The organism is Nonomuraea sp. NPDC049695 (genome assembly GCF_040674955.1).
GTDB lineage: Bacteria > Actinomycetota > Actinomycetes > Streptosporangiales > Streptosporangiaceae > Nonomuraea > Nonomuraea helvata.
Window position 1 is genome coordinate 176174 of record NZ_JBFANV010000001.1, and the last position, 21838, is coordinate 198011.

Genomic DNA, 21838 nt, shown 5'->3' on the forward strand with positions numbered 1-21838 from the left:
GGAGGGCGAGTTCGAGCCCAGCCTCACCGAGAGCTGGCGATCACCCCGGCCCGCTCCTCCTCCGGCAGGGGCGGGCCGTACGGGTCATAGGCGTGCGACTCGGGCACGCGGCCCTCGGCTGCGGCCAGCCAGAGCATGCGCTGCACGTAACCCTCCATGGGCTCGGTGAACGTGGCCTGCGCCAGCCGGTCCAGCCGCCCGGACGCCGCGACGAAGGCGCCCAGGTCCTTGCCCCCGAACGCCTCCAGGACGGCCGCGGTCACGCCGACGCTCGCCGCCGCGATGCCGACCAGGGCCGCCTCGGCGCCCCACAGCAGGGACGGGCCGAACATGCGGTCCTCCCCCGTGATCGCCAGCCTGCCCGCCTCCCTGGTGAGCGCGATGGCCCGCTGGCAGCCCATCGCGTCCGACAGCAGGGCGGTCTTGAGCCCCGCCACGCCGGGGTGCCGCAGCAGCTCGCCCAGCGTGCCGGCCGGGCACGGGCGGGTGTAGAGGTCGAAGGCGATCATCGGCAGGCGGGCCGCCCGCCACACCTCCTCGTGCAGCGCCACCCGGTCGCCGTCCGACGGGAACACGAGCACGCCGCCGGCCCCCAGCTCGGCCGCGACGCTCGCCTGCTCCGCCGGATCGGACGGTCCTCCGCCCACGCCGACCAGCACCGGCACGCCCAGAGCCACGGCGCGCTCGATGACCCCGGCGCGGACGTCCGGGGCGAGGTACGGGCCGCGGCCCGTGTGGGCCAGCACCGCCAGGCCGGTGACGCCGTCGGCCACCAGGCCGGCGAGGTAACGCGAGACCACGTCCAGGTCCACCTCGCCGGAGGCCGTCATGGGGGTGGCCGCGGCGGCGATCAGCGCGCCCCGGAGCCGGTCCCGAAGGTTTCGTGCAGCAACATCCACCCGAAAGACCTTATTTCAGGCCGGTCATCGCGATGCTGTTGACCAGGTACCGCTGCAGCAGGAAGAACACCAGCAGGCACGGCACCACCGACACGGCCGCCGAGGCCATGAGCACCGACAGCTGCAGCTCCTCGGTCCGCAGCGTGGTCAGCCCCACGGTCAGCGTGCGGGTGGCGTCGCTCTGCCCGACGACCAGCGGCCACAGGAAGTCGTTCCAGTGCCACAGGAACACGAACACGCCGAGCGTGGCCAGGATCGGCCTGGTCAGCGGCACCACGATCGTCCAGTAGACCCGCCACTCGGAGGCCCCGTCCACCTTGGCCGCGTCGAACAGCTCGTCCGGCAGCCCGAGGATGAACTGCCGCATCAGGAAGACCGCCTGCGAGTTCGCCAGCGTCGGCACGATCAGCCCCCAGAACGTGTCCACCCCGTCCAGGCTGTTGACCAGCACGAACGTCGGGATGAGCGTGGCCTGGAACGGCACCATCATGGTGGCGAGGAACGTCCAGAACATGGCCTCGCGGCCGGGGAAGCGCTTCTTGGCGAACGCGTACCCGGCCATGGACGAGGTGAGCAGGATGATCACCACGGAGACGACGGCGTACACCAGCGAGTTGACCGTCCATGTGGCGAACCCCGACGCCGACAGCACCCGCGCGATGTTGTCGAACGTGAGCGAGTCCGGCCACCGCGCCGGCACGGTCGGCCGGCCCGCCGGCGACAGCGCCACCACGAACATCGCCAGGAACGGGCTGACGGTCAGCACCGACAGCAGCGCGAGCAGGGCCGCGAGCGGCCACCTGCTCCGCCACCACCGGCGCCGGGCCGCGCGGGCCGCCCCCACCTGGGCGACCGGCCGGGAGGCGGTGATCGTCATGTGGTCCCCCGATCCAGGAAGCGGCGCTGGACCAGCGACACGACCAGCACGATGGCGAACAGCACCATGCCCCACGTGGCGGCGTAGCCGAAGTCGAACGATCGGAAGCCGTGGTCGTAGATGCCGTAGATGAGGGTGTAGGTGGCCCGGACCGGGCCGCCGCCGGTCATCACGTACACGGTGTCGAAGGTCTGGAACGCGCTGATCGTCTCGATCACCACGACGAAGAAGATCGTGGGCTTGAGCAGCGGCAGCGTGATGCGGCGGAAGCGCTGCCACGCGCTCGCCCCGTCCACCCTGGCCGCCTCCAGGTACGACGACGGGATCGACTTCAGCCCGGCCAGCAGGATCAGCATCGAGTAGCCGAACCCCTTCCACACCGACACCACGGCCAGCGCGGGCAGGACGAGAGCCGTCTGCTCCAGGAACGCCACCGGGCCGAGGTCCACCTTGGCCAGCAGGCCGTTGATCAGCCCGTCGAACTCGTAGATCCAGCGCCAGATGATGCCCGCCAGCACGAAGCTGGTCACGTACGGCAGGAAGAGCATGCCGCGGAACAGCCCGCGCAGGAAGACCACCTGGTTGAGCAGCAGCGCCGTGCCGAGCGCCACGAGCAGCGTGAGCGGCACGTAGATCGCCACGTACACGAGCGTGACCCGTAAACTCAGCCAGAAGTTCACGTCGTCGAGCAGCCGGGCGTAGTTGTCGGCGCCGATGAAGTCCCACTCGCCGCCGATGTTCCAGTTCGTCAGGCTCATGCCCGCCGCGCCCAGCGACGGGAAGATCCGGAAGATCAGGAAGAGCACGAGCACGGGCAGCACGAACAGCAGGCCGGTGACCGGGTCACGCAGGCGTTGACGCACCAGGTGTTTCCTTTCCGGTGGGGGTGCGGGCGCTCAGCCGCCGGTGGCGAGCAGCTGGTCGGCCTCCTTGGCGGCCGCGTCGAGCGCGGTCTTCGCGTCCTCCTTGCCGAGCAGCGCGGCCTGGATGTGCGGGGCGAGCACGCCCATGACCTGGCGGGCCTTGGGGTGGCTGTCGCCGGGGAAGGCGTACTGCAGGGACTTGGCGAACTCCTTGGAGGACGCCGACTGGTCCGGCACGGTCACGTCCGTACGGGCGGGGAAGAAGCCCGACTCCTTGGCCAGCGCGGCGGACACCTCGGGCGAGGCCAGGTAGGTGGCGAGCTTCTTGGCGGCGTCCTTGTTCTCGGAGTGCCTGGCCAGCACCAGGGCTCCGGGGATGCCGAACGCGACCCGCTTCCTGCCTTCGAGGGGCAGGCCGACGCCGACGTTCTCGGCGCCGATGGCGGCGGCGAGCTGGTCGGCCATGCCCGCGGTGGCCGCGTGGTACATGGCGGTCTTGCCGGCGGCCAGCGGGCCGCCCTCGATGTCGTTGGTCTTGCTGGCGGTGTTCTCCGGCAGGCCGCCCACCGCCTTGAGGTCGAGCAGGAACTGCAGGCTGTCCACACCCTCCTGGCCGTTGAACGCGACGGTCTTGCCGTCGGGGGCGAAGACCGAGCCGCCGTTGGCCCACAGGATCGGGTAGAAGCTCTGGTTCAGGCTGACGTCGGGCTTGCCGGGGTAGTCGAGGACGGCGACCTTCTTGGTGGCCAGCTTGGGCGCGGCCTCCTTCAGCTCCGCCAGCGTCTCCGGCGCCTTCTCGACGCCCGCGTCGGCGAACAGCTTCTTGTTGTAGATGGGCGCGGTGATCGTCTGGTAGATGGGGACGCCGTACAGCTTGCCGTCGACCGTGAGTGCGGTCAGGGAGTTCGGCAGGTAGGAGGCCTTGGCCGGGGCGACGACGTCGTCCACCGCCTCGATCGTGCCCTGCTGGGCGTACTGCGGGATCTGGTCGGGACCGAGCACCACCAGGTCGAAGCCCTTCTTCGAGACGAGCGCGGTGGTGACCTTCTCCTGGCGGCCCTCCCAGGGCTGCTGGTCGATCTTGACGTCGATCGTGGGGTTCGCGGCCTCGAAGTCCTTCTCCACCTTGCCCCAGAACGCCTGGCTCTTGGCCTGGTCACCGATGACGGGATACATCCACAGGGTCACGGCGCTCTTGTCCGAGCCGCTGCTGGATCCGCACCCGGCGGCCGCGAGGCTCAGGGCGGCCACGACGCCGACTGCCGCTGCCTTCTTCATCTGCGGCTTCCTTTCGACTAATACCGGTCCTGACCGAAACCTAATGAGCGCATCTTGGCCGGGTCAATGCCTGATACATGAACGTAACTACGGTCGAGCCCGAAATTTCGTCATTTCGGCGGCGATCAGCTCGACGTGCCCGGACGTGTAGTTCTCGTTCCAGTCGATCACCAGCAGCGTACGGTCCACCATGCGCTCGGCCCGCGGGCAGGGGTTCGGCCGGTAGCCGTCGAGCGGGTAACGGGAGGTCCCGTAGACGGTCGCGTCCCACACGGGCGCCCTGTTCAGCGGCTCGGCGAGGTATCCGGCCCGCGCGGGGATCCCGGCCGCCGCCAGGTGCGCGGCCAGCTCGGGCGCGTCCCCGTCCGGGCACACGACCGGGAAGAGCCACCAGGCGTGGCCCTCGGGGCGCGGCAGCCGTACCCCTGGGAGGCCCTTCAGTGCGTCCAGCAGCTGTACGGCGGTGCGGCGGCGGGCGGCGACCACGCCGGGCAGCTTGGCGAGCTGCGCGCGGGCCACGGCGGCCTGGAGTTCGGTCATGCGGTAGTTGAGCCCGAAGGCGGCATGCGACCGGCCGGCCGCGCGGTCCCAGCCCTTGTCCGAGAACAGCCGCATCCGCCTGGCCAGCTCGTCGTCGCCGGTGATCGCCACCCCGCCGTCGCCGCAGGTGATGTGCTTCCACTGCTGCAGGCTGAGGCAGCCCACCTGGCCTGCCGTCCCCGCGAGCCGGCCGTCCGGGAGCTCGGTCAGCCAGGCCTGGGCGCAGTCCTCGATCAGCGTCAGGCCGTGCTCGTCGGCGAGCGCGCGCAGCTCACCGACCCTGGCGGGCGCGCCGAACAGGTGGACCGCCATGATCGCCCTCGTACGGGGGCCGATGAGCCCGGCCACCGCGTCCGGATCGAGATTGCCGTCCGATGGATCCACGTCCGCGAAGACAGGAACGGCGTTCTGCGCCAAGATGGGGGCCACGGTCCCGAAGTCGGTGATCGGTGTCGTGATGATCTCGTCCCCGGGGTCCGGCGCGGCCGCGACGACCGACAGATGGAGGGCCGCGGTGCCGGAGCTGCAGGCGACCGCGTGGCGGGTGCCGTACACGCGGGCGATCTCGCGCTCCAGCGCCCGCGCCTCGGTCCCCCAGACGGAGTTGAGCATGCCGGAGCGGATCACCCGCTCGGCGGCGGCCACCTCCTCGTCGCCGAGCGTGCGGCCGTCCGCCTCTGCCATGGACGGGAACTTCACGGGGGCACCTCACAAGTTATAGTTGCGGTCTTGACCGAAATGAGCGAGAGGGAGGCGTGGGTGGGAATCGTCATCGGGGTCGTCGGACCGCATGACCTGGTCGACGACGTCGCGGCCGTCTGCGAGGAGCAGCCCGGCGTCAGCACGCTGCGCCTCGACTACGACCACGAGTCGCAGGCGCCCGCGATCGTCGAGGCGCACGCCACCGCCGTCGAGGGATGGCTGTTCACCGGCATCGTGCCCTACATGCTCTCCCGCGACGCCGAGGCGCTCACCCGTCCGGCCGCGTTCGTCGACTACTCCGGCGCGACGCTGCTCAGCGCCCTGGTGCGCCTGCAGCACGAGGGCCAGGACGTCACCCGGCTGTCGATCGACACGCTGTCGGCCGCCGACGTCAACGCCACGTTCGCCGAGGCCGGGCTGCCGACCGCCGAGCTGCGCACGCTCCCGTACCGGCCGGAGATGACCTCCAAGAAGGCCATCGCCTTCCACCGCAAGGGCACCGCGCACGCGGTGATCACCTGCCTGAGCTCCGTGCACGAGGCTCTCCGCGACGAGCTGCACGTGCTGCGCCTGGTCCCGTCGGTCCATTCGGTACGGGTGGCGCTGCGCCAGCTCATGCTGACCGCCGAGGGGCAGGCGCAGGAGGACGCCCAGATCGCGCTCGGACTGATCGAGGTGGCCAACGAGGAGGGCCTGCTGCGTGAGGCCACGGCGCTCGGCGGCACCCTGGCCGCCTTCCGCGGCGGCACGCACCTGCTGGTGACGACCCGCGGCCCGCTGCACGACGCCACGGGCGGTTTCACGGGGCTGCCCATGCTGGGGCGGCTGGCCGCCCAGAACGACGCGGTCCGGGTCGGTTTCGGCCTGGGGCGCAGCGCGGCGGAGGCCGAGAGCCTGGCCCGCCGCGCCCTGGCCAGGGCCCGCAGGATCGGCGAGGTGGCAGCGGTGCTGTCGCTGCGGGCGGACACGGACATCGTCCTGGAGTCGGTCACCTCGGCCCCGGCGGGCGCGCAGAACCTGTCGGTCATCGCCCGGCGCGTCGGCCTGTCGGTGTCCACCCTGGAGAAGCTCCTGGAGGCGCGGGCGGCGGCCGGGGAGGAGCCGCTGACGACCCGCGAGATCGCCGACCGGCTGGGCGTCCAGCAGCGCACGGCCCGGCGCATGCTCCACCGGCTGGAGCTGGCGGGGCTGGCCGAACGCACGGGCAACCTCACCAGCGGCTCCAGCGGCCGCCCCCTGACCCTCTACCGCCTCACCCTCTGATCTCGACCCTCCGGCCCGCCTGGCCCACGAGCCGGGGTCCGACCACACGGCACGCCTCACCACGAGAGCGCCCACCCGCACGGTACGCGGGCCGCACCCGCAACACCGACCCGCCCTCGCGACACGCGGCCGCTTGCAGGCGCGTACGACCGCGACGGCGAGCGCCCCATCCGCCGCCGCGTCCCATGTGGCCCGCACCACCATCCAGCACCGGTGCGGCGGGCACCGGGACGGCGGCAACCGGCGCAACACGCACCCACGCGCAGGGGCCGGGCACGTGCCGCGCGGCAGTGGCGCGTCCCGAGGGCGACAATCGCGGGCACAGGGCAACCGGGCGCGGGGCGGGCAGGCATGGGGTCAGGAGAGCCAGCGGTCGAGCCCGGCGGCGACGAAGTCGTCGTCCCGGAGCCACGGGTACGCGCCCCAGATCCGGTCGATCTCGTCGAGCTGCCCAGGGGACAGCTCCTCGCCGGGGTCGAGGCACCAGCGCCCCGCCAGCAGCCCCTGACGGCGCAGCACCTCGTGGATCCCCGGGATGCACCCGTGGAACCCGTTGGCCGAGTCGAAGATGGCCGCGTTGGCGTCGGTCAGGTGGCCGTCCAGCGTGAGCAGCCGCCGTACCGCCGAGTCGTCCCCGCCCCGGGCGAGCTTGGCCTGCTCCAGCAGCTCCACGGCCCGCCGCACCCACACCGCCCACTGTCCGAGCAGCCCGCCGACGAACTCGACGTCCACCTCGCGCCCGTCCACCACCACCCGGTGGGTGGTGATGAGGTCGGCCAGGATGTGGTCGTCGTTGCCGGTGTAGAGCGCCACCTCCCCGGCCCGCCCCGCCCGTACGACGCCGTGCAGGACGTCCAGCGTGCGGTACCGGTCGAAGGGGGCGACCTTGATGCCCACCACGGATTCCACAGCGGCCAGCCGTGTCCAGAAATTTCGGGACAAGGGGCGGCCGCCCACCGCCGGCTGCAGGTAGAAGCCGATCACCGGCAGCACGTCCCCCACCGCCCTGGCCCGCTCGATCAGCCCGTTCTCGTCGAGCTCCCGGCACGGGCTGAGCAGCACCATGTGATAGCCGAGCGACCTGGCGAGCTCCGCCTCCGCCACCGCCTGGGACGTGGTCCCGGTCGCCCCGGCCACCAGCACCACCTCGCGGTCGAACTCCCCGGCGGTGCTCGCGGCCAGCTCGAGCACGGGCGGCAGCAGGCCGGTGCCGTGGATGGCGAACTGCGTCGTGTGGACGCCCACCGCCAGCCCGCCCGCGCCCGCCTCGACGTAGTAACGGGTCAGCGCCCGCTGGCGGCGCTCGTCCAGCTTCCTGTCCTCGGTGAGCGCGAGCGGATGCGCCGGGATCACCAGGCCGCGCCTGAACAGATCGCGCACGGACGTCTGCGCCTCTGGAGCCGTGCTGAGCACGTGAGGTCCCCCTTCTGTCATGAGTGAGCGGGTCAGAAGCGGCCGTCGCGCCGTTCGAACTTGGTGGGTCTGCCGAGCAGCGGCCCGCCGTCCGCCACCCAGCGCGCCGTGTGCTCGACGAGCTCGGCGGGCGTGAGCTCCGGGTAGCCGAACAGGCGGTGGCAGCGCCCCGCGTTCGACAGCAGCGCGGTCGGCGCCTCCTCGCCGGTGAACACCGGCTCCTTGCCCAGCGCCGCGCCGAGGGCCTCGGCGACCTGGCGCACGGAGAGCAGCTCGGGGCCGGTCACGTTGAGGACGTACGGGGGCGTGGCGGCCAGCGCCAGCGACCGGAGCGTCACCTCGTTGGCGTAGCCCTGCCAGACCACGTTCACGTGCCCTGTCGCCAGGTCGACGGGCTCTCCCGCGAGCACCTTCTGCGCCAGGTCGACGAGTACGCCGTAGCGCAGCTCGACCGCGTAGTTGAGGCGGATCAGCGACATCGGCGTGCCGTACGTCTCGGAGAAGTGGGTCAGCACGCGCTCGCGCCCCAGGCAGCTCATGGCGTAGTCGCCCACGGGCCCGACCGGAGAGTCCTCCGTGCTGCCGGCGCCGGCGACGGGGACGAGGGGGTAGACGTTCCCGGTGGACAGGGCGGCGATCCTGCTGTCCCTGAACCGGTCGGCGACCCGTCCGGGCAGGTACGCGTTGGTGAACCAGGTGGCGTGCTCGCGCCCCTGCGTGCCGAACTTGGCGCCGACCAGGAAGACGACGTTGGGCGCGTCGGGCAGGTCCCGCAGCGCCCGCTCGTCGGCCACGTCGGCGCAGACCACCGTCGCGCCGTCCTCGGCCAGCGACTCGGCGAGCCCCGGCTCGGAGAAGCGCGAGACGGCGATGATCCGCCGGTTGCCGCCGGTGGCGTTGAGCGCCAGCCGCACCAGGCTCGGCCCCAGCTTGCCGCCGGCGCCCAGGATCAGGATGTCGCCGTCGAGCCCGCCCAGATCGTCCACGAGCCCGGGGCTGGGCCGCGCAAGGCGCTCCTCGAGTTCCGCTGTCGTGCGCACGCGCGTATCTCCTCCGTCTTCCAGTTACGGTCCAGACCGTAACTGGCGCAGACTTCGGCTGTCAACGGGTACGCGCAAGTGCGTCAGGCGACCTCGCGGGCGGCCACCAGCACCTCGAGGATGGCCCTCGTCTGCTCCCAGGGCACCGGGCTGGGCGCGCCGCGCACCATGGAGAGGAACGCCTCGATGGTCCCCTCGTACCCGAGCCCCTTGAGCGGGTCGTCGCCGCTCTCGATCACGATCGTGTCGGAGCCGTCACGCCGGTGCACGGTGACGGCGTAGGACTCGCCCTCGGAGACGCCGAGGATCTCGACCGTCCCGGTGACGCCGCTCCCCCACCGCAGCGCCATCACGCCGGTGTCCTCGGAGCGCAGGCCCTGGTAGTGCCGCTTGGCCCCGGCGGCGCCCACCAGCCGCACGTCCGGCCCGAGCAGGGCGACCAGCAGCTCCACGCCGTGGACGCCCATGGTCACCATGGTCCCGCCGCCCTCGCCCGGCGTGTCCTGCCAGGCGTTGTAGCCGTCCGCCCACAGCCCCACGTCGTGCCGTACGGTGGCCCGCACGGCCAGCACCTCGCCGGGATCGATCCGGGTCCCGGCGAACGCGGGAGCGAACCTCAGCACCGAGCCCGACAGCACCCGCTCGTGGATCGCCAGCCGGTCGAGCGCGTCGAGCTGGGCCCTGCTGGCGGCGGCCGGTTTGTTCACGAAGCAGGCCACGCCGGTCTCCAGCACCCGCGCCAGGGCCTCGGGCACCTGCGGGTTGGGCACGGTCAGCACCACGCCGTCGGGCCCGGTGGCCAGCGCCTCGCCGAGGCTGCCGGCCACCTTCGCCGCCGGGTGCTCGTCGGTGAAGCGCCGCAGCCGCTCGGGGTCCGGCTCCCACACCACCAGCTCGGCGTGGCGGGTCAGGGTGCGGGCGTCGGTGTACGGATGGCTGGTGGCGAGGCCAGCGAGGACGATACGCACGTTCCGGACTCCTTCTACAGCTCGTCCACCTCGGCGAACGACCGTCCGCCCGAGAGCTTCGCGTACCCCGGCCCCCGGTCGAAGAAGCGGTCGGCCGGCGGGCGCAGGCGGGCGCGGAGCTCGGCGGTGGCCTGCTCGTCGATGCGGTCGCCGTCGAGGACCACGCCGTAGTCGCCCAGCGCGCCCGCGATCGACACCTTGCCGTCCCGCACGTCGGCCGCCACCGCCCGGGGGTCCCGGTCGTACGGGGAGCCCCAGCCCCCGCCCCCGGTCGTACGGATGCGGATCAGCTCACCGGCCTGCACCGGATGGTCGTCGACCAGGCCCTCCATCTCCTTGCCCGCGATCTCCACCCGGAAGGGCCGCCCGGCGAGGCCGCCGTTGACGCCCCAGCAGGACAGGATCGAGCGGTCGGCGATGGACATGTACGAGGCGTCCCTGAGCATCCTGATGTGCTTGTCGTAGCCGAGTCCGCCCCTGAACATCCCCGGCCCGCCGGAGTCGCAGGCCAGCGCCAGCCGCTCCACCCGGAAGGGCCAGCGCGCCTCGGCGAACTCCACCGGGATGTTGCGCGAGTCGGGCACGACGTGGATCGTGTCCTCGCCGTCGGCGTACCAGCGCCCGCCGGAGCCGCCGCCCAGGACCTCGCGCATCAGGTACGGCTGGTCGCCCGCGTCCGTGCCGTACACGCCGGTGTAGCGGATGGTCTCCTGGTCGGCCGGCATCCGCCCGCCCGTGGCCTTGGCCAGCACGCCGGCGAGCACGCCGAGCAGGCGCAGGATGACGAACGTGCGGGCGTTCGTGGGAGCCGGGAAGACGGGGGTGAGCAGGGTGCCCTTCTCCGGGAAGATCATCTTGATGAGGGGGACCACGCCCTCGTTGACGTCCAGCTCGGCCATGCGCTCCGGCGTGTCGGCCAGGTTGCGCAGCACCGGGGCCAGCCACTTCTTCAGGAAGACGCCGTCGGCGTAGTCGCCCGCGTGGTTGATCGGCCCCTTGGCCTGCGGCGACGTGCCGGTGAAGTCGATCGTGAGCGGGGATTCGGCAGCGTGGTCGACCGTCAGGGTGATGCGCTGGGCGTGCAGGCGGGGCTCGTCCACGCCGTCGTGCTCGGCGTAGTCCTCCCACACGTACGTGCCCTCGGGGATCTTGGCCAGCAGCTCCCTGCGGAACGTCTCGGTCGTGCTGGAGATGATCGCGTCGAAGCACTCCTCGACGGCCTGCCTGCCGTACCGGTCGAACAGCTCGCCCAGCCGCCGCGCCCCCATCAGGCAGGCCGAGCACTCGGCGTCGAGGTCGCCCGCGAGCGAGTCGGGCATGCGGGAGTTGCGCGTCATGATGCGCAGCGCCGCCTCGTTCGGCACGCCCTGGTCCCACAGCTTGATCGGCGGCACCATCAGGCCCTCCTCGAACACCGACCTGGCGTGCGAGGGCATGGAGCCGGGCACGGACCCGCCGATGTCGTCGTGGTGGCCGAACGCCTGCACGAACGCGACCACGGAGCCCTCGTGGAAGACGGGCACGGTCACGCACAGGTCGGGCAGGTGGCCGATGCCGCCCTCGGAGAGGTAGACGTCGTTGTGGAAGTAGACGTCGCCGGGCCGCATCGTCTCGATCGGGAAGTCGCGCACGACCGGCTGGACGAGCGCGCTGTAGGAGCGGCCGGTGAGCTTGCGCAGGCGTACGTCGTGGATGCCCGCGCGGAAGTCGTGCGCGTCGCGGATCATCGGCGAGCGGGCCGTACGCGCGATGGCCGTCTCGACCTCTTTCTCGACGGACGCCAGCGTGCCCTCGACGATCTCCACCAAGATCGGATCAGTCACGGCGGACCTCCACATTTCCGTACTGGTCCACTTTGGCGGTGAAGCCGGGGTGGACGGGGATCGTCGAGCCGTACTCCTCGATCACGGCCGGGCCCTTGATCACGGCGCCGGGGCCGAGCGCGGCGCGCTGGTGGATCGGGGTGTCGCGGGTCTCGTCGAAATGCACCGGACGTACCGAGGTGGCGCCCGTGCCGGCCTGCTCCAGGCGCCGGATGGCCGGGCGGGTGATGGGGCCGATGCCGGAGACGCGCAGGTTCACCCATTCGACGCCGTGGCGGGGATCCTCCCGGTACGCGTACCCGTACAGCTTCTCGTGGGCCTCGTGGAAGCGGTTGACCACCTCGGCCTGCCAGTCGTCGTCGATCTCGCCCGCCGGGGCGGGCACGCTGACCTCGTAGGCCTGGCCGTAATACCGCAGGTCGGCGCTGCGCAGGTAGACCGGGTCGTCGAAGCCCTCCCGGTCGAGGGCCTCGCCCGCCTGATGCTCCAGGTCGTGGAAGATCTCGACCGCCTTGCCGAGCGAGAGCTCGCGGGTGACGTACGTACGGACGTAGTCGTTCTTGACGTCCACCGTGAGCAGCCCGAACGCCGAGACGTTGCCGGGGTCGCGCGGGATGACGACGGCCGGCAGGCCGAGGATGTCGATCAGCCGGCACGCCAGCAGCGGGCCTGAGCCGCCGAACGTCACCAGGGGGAAGTCCCGCACGTCGAGCCCGCGCTTGACGGTGAGCTGCCTGATCGCGTTGCTCTGGTTGAACGCGCTGATCTCCAGGATGCCGGTCGCCGTGCGCTCGGGGGTCAGGCCGAGCTTGTCCGCCAGCGCCTCGATCGCGCCGCGCGCGGCGTCGGCGTCCAGCGGGATCTCGCCGCCGAGCAGGTGGGGCGGGATCCGGCCGAGGAACACGTGCGCGTCCGTGACCGTCACCTCCGTGCCGCCCCTGCCGTAGCAGATGGGCCCCGGGTCGGCGCCGGCGGACCTGGGGCCGACCTTGAGCGTGCCCTCGGGCGAGATCCACGCGATCGAGCCGCCGCCCGCGCCGACGGTGATGATGTCGATCATCGGGATCTTGCACGGGTAGCGGCCGACGGAGCCCTCGGTCGTGACGGAGGGCTCGCCGTCGATCACCACGGCCACGTCGGTCGAGGTGCCGCCGCCGTCCAGCGTGATCACCGACGTGTGCCCCGCCGTGGAGGCGATGAGCGCCGCGCCGAGCGCGCCCGCCGCCGGGCCCGACAGGACCGTGGTGATCGGCTGGTTGACGACCTCGCGGGCGGACAGGATGCCGCCGTTGGACTTCATGACCGAGAACGGCTTGCCGAGACGGTTGGACAGGCCGGCGATGTAGCCGCGCATGGCGGGCTTGACGGCGGCGTCCACGAGGGTGGTGACCGAGCGCTCGTACTCGCGGTATTCGCGCAGCACGTCGCTGGACAGCGAGATCACCGCCTCCGGGTGCTCGCGCCAGAGCACCTCGCGCATGCGGCGCTCGTGCTCGGGGTTGGCGTAGGAGTGCAGGAAGCAGACCCCGATCGCGGTGACGCCCTTGGCCTTGAACCAGCGGGCCACCTCGGCGGCCTGCTCCTCCGCGAACGGCCACACCTCCTCGCCCCGGTGGTCGAGCCGCCCGCCGACGGTCTTGACCAGGTGCGCGGGGACGATGCGGGGCGGCTTGACCCAGAAGTAGGAGTTGCCGTAGCCGTCGGGCACGCTCTGTCTGGCGATCTCCAGGACGAACTCGAACCCCTCGGTCGTGATGAACCCGAGGTTGGAGATCCGGTCTTCGAGGAGTTGGTTCGTGGCCACGGTGGTGCCGTGGACGATCGAGCCGATGTCGAGCGCGCCGAGCTTCGCGATGCCCGCGACGAACCCGTCCGCCGGGTTGGCGGGCGTCGAAGGGGTCTTGGTGCTGAGGAGCTCGCCGGTCTCCTCGTCCACCGCCACCACGTCGGTGAACGTTCCCCCGGTGTCAACTCCGATACGGACGTTACGCATGGCTCCTCGGTTGGCCGGTGACCACTGTTCCTCCTGCGAACTCCAGAGGAGAAATGTCCCACGAGGTCATGGAACAAGCCAAGCCACTAAGCTGGCCCCCCGTGACCGAACTGTCTGCGTTGTCTGCCGTGCCCTCTGGCGCCAGGGATGCCGTGCTCAAGTTTTATTTCGGCCCCATGGACTGCGGAAAGTCCACGCTGGCGCTCCAGATGAACTACAACCACGGACGTCAGGGCAGGCGCGGCCTGGTGCTGACCAAGCACGACCGCTCCGGCGGCCCGAAGGTCACCAGCCGGATCGGGCTCGGGCTCGAGGCCATCGAGGTGGAGGACTCGCTCGACCTCGTGCGGCTGGTCACCTCCCGCGACCGCATCGATTATCTCATCTGCGATGAGGCCTGCTTCTACACCGTCGAGCAGATCGAGCAGCTCGCCGACCTGGTGGACGAGCACGGCGTGGACGTCTACGCGTTCGGGCTGGCCTCGGACTTCAGGTCGGTGATGTTCCCGGCGGCGCAGCGGCTGTTCGAGCTGGCCGACGAGGTGTGCCGGCTGCAGGTCGAGGTGCTGTGCTGGTGCGGGCGTCCCGGGCAGCTCAACGCCAGGGTGGTGGGCGGGGTGATGGCGCGCACGGGCGAGCAGGTCGTGATCGGCGACACCGACGCCTCGCACGTGCGCTATCAGGTGCTCTGCCGCCGCCACCACCGCTCCGGCCTGCTCGGCGAGGGCACAGAAGAGGGCTCAGACGAGGCGGTCCAGCAGCTGTCTGAGTAGCCGCGCGTCGTCGCCGGGCAGGGCGGCGAGGAACTGCTCCTCTGCCGTCTCCACGGCGCGCGTGGCCCCCTCGAGGACCTCGCGGCCGTGTTCGGTCAGCTCGACCATGTTCTTGCGCCGGTCGCCGGGATGCGGCCGGCGCCCGACGAGCTTCTTCCGCTCCAGCCCGTCCAGCAGGGCGACCATCGTCGTCCTGTCGATGCCCAGCCGCTGGGCGGCCTCCAGCTGGGAGAGCGGCTCCGGCGTGCGGAGCACCGACAGCACCCCGAACTCGCGCCCATCGATCTCGTACGGCTCCAGCGCCGGGCCCGTCAGCTCCCCCAGGCGCAGGCCGGCATGCTTGAGCAGATAACCGAGGCGGCGAGGTCGCGACACGTCACGATTCTCACACGGCGCAGTACCCGTCGTCGTCGCACCCGTCGGCCGGGGCCGCCAGCTGGGTGATCGGCGTCTGGCCGGTGCGCTCCGCCACCTCGTCTATCGCCGCCGCGAAAGCCTCCTCCGGCTGGGCGCCCGACACCGCGTACTTGCCCTCGAACAGGAAGAGCGGCACCCCGCTGATCCCGAGCGCCCGCGCCCTGCCGAGCTGCTCGCGCACCTGCTCGGCGCCCTCGCCACCGTCCTCGACCCCGACCTCGGCGGCCAGCTTGGCCAGGACGTCCGCGTCGGCCACGTTCAGCCCTTCGCTGAAGTACGCGCGGAACAGCCGCTCGGTCATCTCCTTGCCGCGTCCCTGCCGGTGGGCGACCTCGATCAGCCGGTGCGCCTCGAAGGTGTTGGCGCTGACGGCGTGGTCGTAGTCCATCTCCAGCCCCTCACCGGCGGCGGCGCCGGTGACCCGCTGGACCATCTGGCGCGCGTTCGGCCCGAACTTCCGCTCCAGCGCGGGGATCAGCGGCTCGCCCTCCACGGGGGCGTCGGGATCGAGCTGGTACGGGCGCATCGTCACGTCGATCGTGCCGCCCTTGGCGCGGAACCGTTCGGCGGCCTTGGCGAACCTGACGTGCCCGATGTAGCACCAGGGGCACACGACGTCGGAGAAAATCTCAACCTTCACGCCTATGGGCAACCGCCCGGCGCCGCCGATGATTCCTACCCCGCGGCCAGCTCCTCCAGCCGGTACGGAAGGTAGGCCGAGTCGTCCACCAGCGCCGACGCGCCACGCCACCACCCGAACCACTCGCCGCTGCGCCACATCCAGTCCACGCGCTCGATGGCGGCCACCACGTCGCCGACCGTCTCCCACCGCTCGCCGAGCTGCTCGCGGGTGGCGCCGTGCCGCAACGCCCAGGCACGCAGGACTCCCACGGCGGCGGAGGGCACCTCCCGGGTGTACGGGTCGGGGTCCTCGCCCGGCAGCCGGTGCGGCCCGAGCCCCGCCGCCACGCCCCAGCTCCACTGGGCTTCGGCGGGCCGGGAGTAGCGCAGGGAGTGGAAGTCGAGGTTGGACCCCAGCTCGTCGTCGGGCCGCCGGGTGACGACAGCGTCGAGCCGCCCGCCGGCGTCGAAGTGGACGACCAGCCGCTGCCCCGGCTGCACGCCCGGCGGCAGCTCGAACCGGTCCTCGGCCTGCCACGAGTTGAGGTCGACCTCGGCGACCGGCCGGCCCCACATCTGGTCGGCGGCGTCGTCGGCGATCCAGGCGGCCAGCATCTCGAGCGCGGTCAGATCGGTCCACGGCTCGATCGCGACCGCCGTACGCACCACCTCGTCGGGGGCCGGCAGCTTGTCGCCCCTCGGCCGGCTCCACCACTGCTCACCCAGCTCGCGGGTGCCGACGAGCAGCGCGGCGACGGCCGCCAGCTCGGCCGACCGCCGGGTGAGCGAGGCGCCCAGCGCCAGCTCGAGGGCGCGGGCGGTCCGCTCCTCCCCGAGCGCCGGGCGCACCTCCGCCATCAGGGTCTCGGCTGTGGGGCGCTCGTCGCCCAGCAGGTTGCGTACGATTCGCCTGGCTTCGGTCCGTGCGTCTTCCGCGTGTGCCTGCCGCATACAGCCACGCTACGCCCGGAGATCCTTTTCCGCGAGAGCCCCCCTCAAGGGCGCCGGGAGGCCCGTCCGAGCAGCCAGCCCACCGCGACGCCCGTGAGCGCGATGCCCGCCCCCATCCCGAACGACGCCAGCATCACCCACGGCCGCGTCTCGGTGTGCCGCTTGGCGGGCCGCTCGTGAACGGCACCCCCAACACTCGTTTGAGCGGGCACATGCGCACCCGCCCCCGCGGCCTCACCGACCTCCGCGGGCGTGCCGGCACGCAGATGATCCTCGACCGCCGAGAAGAACTCCCCCGCCGTCCGCCTGGCCACCGAGCCGAGCATGCGCTGCCCGACCCCGCCGATCATCCCGCCGATCACCGCGTCGGCGTCGTAGTCCACCCGGGTCCCGTCCTCCACCTCGCTCAGCCGTACCAGGACGGTGGCGTCCACCGTCCCGGGCGCGCCCTGTCCCCGCGCCTTGAGCGTGAAGCTCTCGGGCGCCAGCGGATCGGCCAGCGCCACCTCCCCCTGGTAGACCCCCTTGATGGACGCGACGCCCGCGTTGACCGTCATCCGGTACGTGTCAGGCCCGGTCTCCTCCAGGCGCTCGCACCCCGGAATGGTGCGCACCAGCACCGCGGGATCCTGGAGCGCCGCCCACACCCGGTCCCTCTGAACGCCGATCACGGCACTACCCGCCACTTTCATGCGGCCACTTTAGGCAGCCGGGACGTCACGGATAAGGGCAACACCTGACAGAGGAACGGCGCGTCTTAAGCGATCAAGCCTGGCAGGATGGTGCCCCATGCGCACGGGGCTACGTACATCGGCTGTAGAGCGTCCCGCGAGGGGAGCCGTCCGGCCGGCTGCCGTCGCGTGCGTGCTGGCCCTCGCCATGGCGTGTGCCCCCGCCGGGACCCCCGCCCCTTCCAGGAACCCGTCCGCAGGCCCGTCCGCGAAGCCGTCGGAGTTATCCACCGCCGACCCCCAGACCCGGCCGGGCGTGCGCCCGCGCAAGGGTGAGGTGCGCCCGATCGAGCACACCGGCGACCTCCCGCCCGTGATCAGCTCCATCCCCACCAAGCGCAAGGTCGTCTTCCTGACCATCGACGACGGCTGGGAGCAGGACCCTGGTTTCCTCAGGGAGGTACGCGACCGGCGCGTCCCCATCACCGCCTTCGCCATGCGCGACGCCGTGGAGGCCAGGGGCACCCCGGACCTCGCAGGCGGCCCAGGAAGGTACGTAGGCGCCGGGAAATGGGGATATTTCCGGCAGCTCCGCGACGCCCACGTACCCATCGAGAACCACACCCTCACCCACCCCAACCTCCGCCTGCTCGCCCACGACGCCCAGCGCCGAGAGATCTGCGGCGCCTCCCGGGTCCTCAGGAAGGAGCTGGGCGACCGGCCCACGCTGTTCAGGCCGCCGTTCGGCAACTACAACACCGACACGCTCAGGGCCGCCAAGAGCTGCGGCATCCAGACGGTCCTGCTCTGGACCGCCACCGTCCAGCCCGGCGGCAAGATCGCCTATCAGGTGCCCGACAAGAGGTTGAGGCCGGGCGACATCCTGCTCCTCCACTTCCGCCCCAACCTGGCCAGGGACTTCCGCATTCTGGTCAACAAGATCAAGCGCCGCGGGTACGAGCTGGGCAACCTCCAGGCGTACCTGGACGCCGCGGCCCCCCGCCGCTGAGGGTCCGCCTGCGGACGTACGGATGAATCAACCCGTCAGCTGACGCGCCGGGCCGGCCGGACACGGGATCCTCGGTACGCAGCGACAACCAGGGGACAGCGATGTGACCAAGCTCGCAGCACATCGCATCGCATAGCTCTACGACTTGTAGTACTACTTCAAGTAGATGTACTACGGCTTGTAGAGCTCACGCAGTGGACGAGGATGATGGACGCACTTGACCTGGCGCGGTGGCAGTTCGGGGTGACCACCGTGTACCACTTTCTGTTCGTGCCCCTGACCATCGGTCTGGGGATCTTCGTGGCGGGCCTGCAGACGGCCTGGCACCGCACGGGCAAGGACCAATACCTGAAGCTCACGAAGTTCTTCGGAAAGCTGTTCCTGATCAACTTCGCCATGGGCGTGGTCACCGGCATCGTGCAGGAGTTCCAGTTCGGGATGAACTGGAGCGAATACTCCACGTTCGTCGGCGACGTCTTCGGGGCGCCGCTGGCCATGGAGGCGCTGCTGGCCTTCTTCATGGAGTCCACGTTCCTGGGGCTGTGGATCTTCGGCTGGGAGCGGTTGCCGAAGAAGGCGCATCTGGCGTGCATCTGGGCGGCCGCCATCGGGTCCAACTTGTCGGCCTATTTCATCCTCGCGGCCAACGCCTGGATGAAGCATCCCGTCGGCTACGAGGTCGTGGACGGCAAGGCCAGGATGACCGACCTGTGGGCCGTGCTCACCAACTCCACGGCGCTGGCGCAGGTGCCCCACGTGATCGGGGCGGCGTTCGTCGTGGCGGGCGGGTTCGTGCTGGCCGTGAGCGGCTACTGGCTGCTCAGGACGCGCGCCCCGATGTGGCGCAGCGCCGCCAGGGCCGCGCTGGTGATGACGGCGATCGCGGGGGCCGTCGTCGCGGGCACCGGCGACACGTCCGCCAGGCTGATGTACGAGCAGCAGCCCATGAAGCTGGCCTCCGCCGAGGGCCTGGAGCGCGACACGGCGGGCGCGGCGTTCTCCGTGGTGCCCGGCGTCGAGATCCCCCGCCTGCTGAGCCTCCTGTCCGACCACGACCCCGACGCCGCCGTCCAGGGCACCGAGGACCTGCAGCGCCGCTTCGAGCAGCAGTTCGGCCCGGGCGACTACCGGCCGAACCAGCCGGTCGTGTTCTGGTCGTTCCGGGTGATGATCGTGTTCGGGATGGCCACGGTGGGTCTGTCGGTGCTCGGCCTCTGGCTGACCCGGCGCAGGCGCGAGTTCCCGAGGTGGCTGTCGCGGGCGCTGCTGCTCGCCCTGCCGCTGCCGCTGGTCGCGGTGATCTCGGGGTGGCTGCTGAGCGAGATCGGCCGCCAGCCGTGGACGGTCGCGGGCGAGCTGCTCACCGCCTCCAGTGTGTCGCCCGGCGTGAGCCTGGCCGAGGTGGCCACCTCGCTGACGATCTTCACGCTCCTGTACGGCGCGCTCGCGGTGGCCGAAGGCGTGCTGCTGACCAGGCATGTCCGCAAGGGCGTCGAGGAGCGTGAGCCCGCACCGGCGGCCGAGCGGCTCGAGCCGTCGCTGATGTACTGAGCTGACGTACTGAGGGGTACGACAATGATCGAGTTGTGGTTCGTCATCATCGCCTTCCTCTGGACGGGCTACTTCGTGCTGGAGGGCTTCGACTTCGGCGTCGGCATGCTGGCGCCGATCGTGAGCAGGAGCGCCGAGGAGCGGCGGCAGAGCCTGGAGACCATCGGCCCGGTGTGGGACGGCAACGAGGTATGGCTGATCACCGCCGTCGGCGCCATGTTCGCCGCCTTCCCCGCCTGGTACGCGGGCGTGTTCAGCACGTTCTACCTGCCGGTGACGCTCGTCCTGGTGGGGTTGATCGTGCGCGGCGTCGGCCTGGAGTGGCGCGGCAAGGTGGCCGACCCGCGCTGGTGCGATCTGGGCATCGTGGCCGGCAGCGCGCTCCCGGCGTTCCTGTGGGGCGCGGTCTTCGCCGACCTCCTCTACGACAGCCTGCCCGCCGCCCTGCTCGGGGGCGCGTTCACGCTGGCGGTGTGCGCCCTGCACGGCGCCGTCTTCCTGGCGCTCAAGACCACGGGCCCGGTACGCCGCCGCGCCCGCGTCACCGCCCTGGCCGCGAGCGGGGCGGCCATCCCGGTGGCCGTGGCGGCACTGTCGGGCCTGGGCTCGCTCCCGGCGCTGGCCGCCATGGCCTCCCTGGCCGCGGCCACGGCGCTCATCTGGCGCCGCCGCGAGGGCTGGGCCTTCGCGGCCACGGCCGGCGCCGTCGTCCTGACCACCCTGGCGGTCTTCATGGAGCTCCGCCTGCAGCCGCTCCCCGGCCTCACCCTGGCCGAGGCGGCCTCGGGCCCGTACACGCTGACGATCCTGAGCTGGATCGGACTGATCACGCTGCCGTTCGTGCTGGTGTACCAGGGGTGGACGTACTGGGTCTTCAGGAAGCGGGTCCGCACGGAGGCGACACCGCCCAAGAAGCCCGTCCAGGTTGTCCCCTCCCGCTGATCAAGGCCCTCACGTGTCAGGGAATCGGACCGAGCGTCATGGCCGGCCTCGTACGCGACCGGCCATGACGCCGTAGTGCCAGGCCCTGCGCTGCGGTAGAACGAACGGGAAGCCCACCGCCCAGCGCGGCCCCGCACGCCGTAGGGCGAACGGGAAGCTCGCCGCCCAGCGGTGCGGGGCGCGGCACTGCGGACGGGCATGGCGCGATCAGCGGGTAACGCGCCCCGCACCCCCGGAGTCATTTTCCAGGTTCTCTGCTTCCTCCGTGTCCTCGGCGTTCCCGAGGCCGCCCGCCGCGGCGTTGGCGTGGATGGCGTCGCGCACCCACTGGGCCAGCCCCTCGGCGGCGTTCTCGTAGCGGGCCGCGAACCGGGGATCGGCGACGTACATGTCGCCCAGCCCTCTGTGCATCTCGTACGAGCAGTCGTAGAACCAGGCGGCGATGTGCCGCCGATGCCGCTCGGCCGCGGCCCTCGCCCGCTCGCCCTGCGGCGGCTCGCCGGCCGCGTGTGCGGCGACGAACTCGGCGAGGATGTCGGCGGCATCGGCGGTGATCCGCTGCCAGTCCCGCTTGGTGTAGGAGGCGGCGCGGCCGCGGCTCTGCTCGAACGCGTCGCTGCCGCCCCACCGCTCCTCGGCTTCCTCGGCGTGCTCGTCCGGGTCGAAGTCGCCGAACACCTCGAACCGCTCCTCAGGGGTCAGCCTGACTCCCATTGTGTGTGCCTCCATGGCCTTGTCGACGGCGGCGATCATCGTCTGGAGCCTGCCGACCCGCCGGCTGAGCAGCGCACGCTGGCGGCGCAGATGGGTGAGGGCGTCCTCACCCGGCTGGTCGACGATGACCACGATCTCCTCCAGGGAGAACCCGAGCTCGCGGTAGAACAGGATCTGCTGCAGCCGGTCCAGGTCGGGCTCGGTGTAGCGCCGGTAACCGGACACGCTGTGCCTACTGGGCGAAAGCAGCCCGATCTCGTCGTAGTGGTGCAGGGTGCGCACAGTGATTCCGGCGAGCCGCGCTACCTGCCCGACCGAGTACCCCACGGGTTCCCCCTCCTTCCGCCCTCAGCCTGGCCCCTCACGTTACGTGAGGGTCAAGCTCCAGGGGCCCGCAGGCAATGTGCGTGGCCGCCGGCGTGGGTGCGCCTGCCGCCGGATCAGCCCGCCGTACGGCGGCCCCACGCCGCCCAGCACAGCCGAGCGGCGGAGCGACGGAGAGCGACGGACCGACGGAGCGGCGGCGGACC

The 21838-nt window shown here is 71.4% G+C and carries 20 protein-coding genes; 5 read left to right on the forward strand and 15 right to left on the reverse strand.

Going from position 1 to position 21838, the window contains the following annotated elements; all coding sequences use genetic code 11:
- Positions 1-23 precede the first annotated feature (23 nt).
- The 5 genes from AB0J64_RS00745 to AB0J64_RS00765 all read right to left on the reverse strand — a co-directional run bounded on the left by AB0J64_RS00745 (position 24) and on the right by AB0J64_RS00765 (position 5156).
- A complete protein-coding gene (locus tag AB0J64_RS00745; protein ID WP_364018567.1) occupies positions 24-899 on the reverse strand; it encodes a dihydrodipicolinate synthase family protein in 876 nt (291 codons plus the stop codon).
- Between the two features lie 10 nt (positions 900-909).
- Positions 910-1776 carry a carbohydrate ABC transporter permease gene (locus AB0J64_RS00750; RefSeq protein ID WP_364018569.1) on the reverse strand — a complete coding sequence of 289 codons (867 nt, stop codon included), beginning with the start codon at positions 1774-1776 and terminating at the stop codon, positions 910-912.
- Positions 1773-2639: a sugar ABC transporter permease gene (locus AB0J64_RS00755; protein ID WP_364018571.1), complete on the reverse strand. Its 867-nt coding sequence runs from the start codon at positions 2637-2639 to the stop codon at positions 1773-1775. Before AB0J64_RS00755 ends, AB0J64_RS00750 begins: the two co-directional genes overlap by 4 nt.
- 33 nt (positions 2640-2672) lie before the next feature.
- Positions 2673-3917 carry an extracellular solute-binding protein gene (locus tag AB0J64_RS00760; RefSeq protein WP_364018572.1) on the reverse strand — a complete coding sequence of 415 codons (1245 nt, stop codon included), beginning with the start codon at positions 3915-3917 and terminating at the stop codon, positions 2673-2675.
- Between the two features lie 87 nt (positions 3918-4004).
- Entirely contained in the window at positions 4005-5156 is a 1152-nt protein-coding gene (locus AB0J64_RS00765) for a DegT/DnrJ/EryC1/StrS family aminotransferase (RefSeq protein WP_364018574.1), read from the reverse strand.
- 39 nt (positions 5157-5195) lie between these two features.
- Between AB0J64_RS00765 and AB0J64_RS00770 the strand changes: the two genes are divergently transcribed.
- Positions 5196-6422, forward strand: coding sequence for a hypothetical protein (locus AB0J64_RS00770; RefSeq protein WP_364019184.1), 1227 nt, complete (start codon positions 5196-5198; stop codon positions 6420-6422).
- 357 nt (positions 6423-6779) lie between these two features.
- Here the strand turns inward: AB0J64_RS00770 and AB0J64_RS00775 are convergent, their stop codons facing one another.
- The 5 genes from AB0J64_RS00775 to AB0J64_RS00795 form a co-directional block, all read right to left on the reverse strand.
- The gene (locus tag AB0J64_RS00775) at positions 6780-7835 is read right to left on the reverse strand and encodes a dihydrodipicolinate synthase family protein (RefSeq protein ID WP_364018576.1); all 1056 of its coding nucleotides are present in this window, start codon (positions 7833-7835) and stop codon (positions 6780-6782) included.
- A 32-nt stretch (positions 7836-7867) separates the two neighbouring features.
- Entirely contained in the window at positions 7868-8875 is a 1008-nt protein-coding gene (locus tag AB0J64_RS00780) for an NAD(P)-dependent oxidoreductase (RefSeq protein WP_364018578.1), read from the reverse strand.
- An 83-nt stretch (positions 8876-8958) separates the two neighbouring features.
- Positions 8959-9843, reverse strand: a complete 885-nt coding sequence (locus AB0J64_RS00785; RefSeq protein WP_364018580.1) for a Gfo/Idh/MocA family oxidoreductase — start codon at positions 9841-9843, stop codon at positions 8959-8961.
- Positions 9844-9857: 14 nt separating this feature from the next.
- Positions 9858-11666 (reverse strand): hydantoinase B/oxoprolinase family protein, encoded by a 1809-nt coding sequence (locus tag AB0J64_RS00790; RefSeq protein WP_364018582.1) that lies wholly within the window; start codon positions 11664-11666, stop codon positions 9858-9860.
- Positions 11659-13659, reverse strand: coding sequence for a hydantoinase/oxoprolinase family protein (locus AB0J64_RS00795; protein WP_364018584.1), 2001 nt, complete (start codon positions 13657-13659; stop codon positions 11659-11661). Before AB0J64_RS00795 ends, AB0J64_RS00790 begins: the two co-directional genes overlap by 8 nt.
- Before the next feature lie 152 nt (positions 13660-13811).
- Here AB0J64_RS00795 and AB0J64_RS00800 point away from each other — a divergent pair, with 152 nt between their 5' ends.
- On the forward strand, positions 13812-14432 hold the full coding sequence (locus AB0J64_RS00800; RefSeq protein ID WP_364018586.1) for a thymidine kinase: 621 nt from the start codon (positions 13812-13814) through the stop codon (positions 14430-14432).
- On the opposite strand, the gene AB0J64_RS00805 is transcribed toward AB0J64_RS00800, so the two are convergent.
- Genes AB0J64_RS00805 through AB0J64_RS00820 form a run of 4 tightly spaced genes read right to left on the reverse strand, consistent with a single transcriptional unit; the run spans position 14400 to position 17113 of the window.
- On the reverse strand, positions 14400-14807 hold the full coding sequence (locus AB0J64_RS00805) for a MarR family transcriptional regulator (RefSeq protein ID WP_364018588.1): 408 nt from the start codon (positions 14805-14807) through the stop codon (positions 14400-14402). The genes AB0J64_RS00800 and AB0J64_RS00805 overlap by 33 nt on opposite strands.
- Before the next feature lie 10 nt (positions 14808-14817).
- Positions 14818-15489, reverse strand: a complete 672-nt coding sequence (locus AB0J64_RS00810) for a DsbA family oxidoreductase (RefSeq protein ID WP_364018590.1) — start codon at positions 15487-15489, stop codon at positions 14818-14820.
- A gap of 35 nt (positions 15490-15524) precedes the next feature.
- Positions 15525-16421: a hypothetical protein gene (locus AB0J64_RS00815; RefSeq protein ID WP_364018592.1), complete on the reverse strand. Its 897-nt coding sequence runs from the start codon at positions 16419-16421 to the stop codon at positions 15525-15527.
- Positions 16422-16465: 44 nt separating this feature from the next.
- A complete protein-coding gene (locus tag AB0J64_RS00820; RefSeq protein ID WP_364018594.1) occupies positions 16466-17113 on the reverse strand; it encodes a carbon monoxide dehydrogenase subunit G in 648 nt (215 codons plus the stop codon).
- 172 nt (positions 17114-17285) lie between these two features.
- On the opposite strand from AB0J64_RS00820, the gene AB0J64_RS00825 reads away from it, so the two are divergent.
- The 3 genes from AB0J64_RS00825 (at position 17286) to cydB (ending at position 20594) form a co-directional block, all read left to right on the forward strand.
- Positions 17286-18101, forward strand: a complete 816-nt coding sequence (locus tag AB0J64_RS00825; protein ID WP_364018596.1) for a polysaccharide deacetylase family protein — start codon at positions 17286-17288, stop codon at positions 18099-18101.
- 207 nt (positions 18102-18308) lie between these two features.
- Positions 18309-19652, forward strand: coding sequence for a cytochrome ubiquinol oxidase subunit I (locus AB0J64_RS00830; protein WP_364019186.1), 1344 nt, complete (start codon positions 18309-18311; stop codon positions 19650-19652).
- Positions 19653-19676: 24 nt separating this feature from the next.
- Complete coding sequence (gene cydB / locus AB0J64_RS00835) at positions 19677-20594, forward strand: cytochrome d ubiquinol oxidase subunit II (RefSeq protein WP_364018598.1); 918 nt, start codon at positions 19677-19679, stop codon at positions 20592-20594.
- Positions 20595-20801: 207 nt separating this feature from the next.
- On the opposite strand, the gene AB0J64_RS00840 is transcribed toward cydB, so the two are convergent.
- Positions 20802-21635 (reverse strand): MerR family transcriptional regulator, encoded by an 834-nt coding sequence (locus AB0J64_RS00840; RefSeq protein WP_364018600.1) that lies wholly within the window; start codon positions 21633-21635, stop codon positions 20802-20804.
- Between the last annotated feature and the right edge of the window lie 203 nt (positions 21636-21838).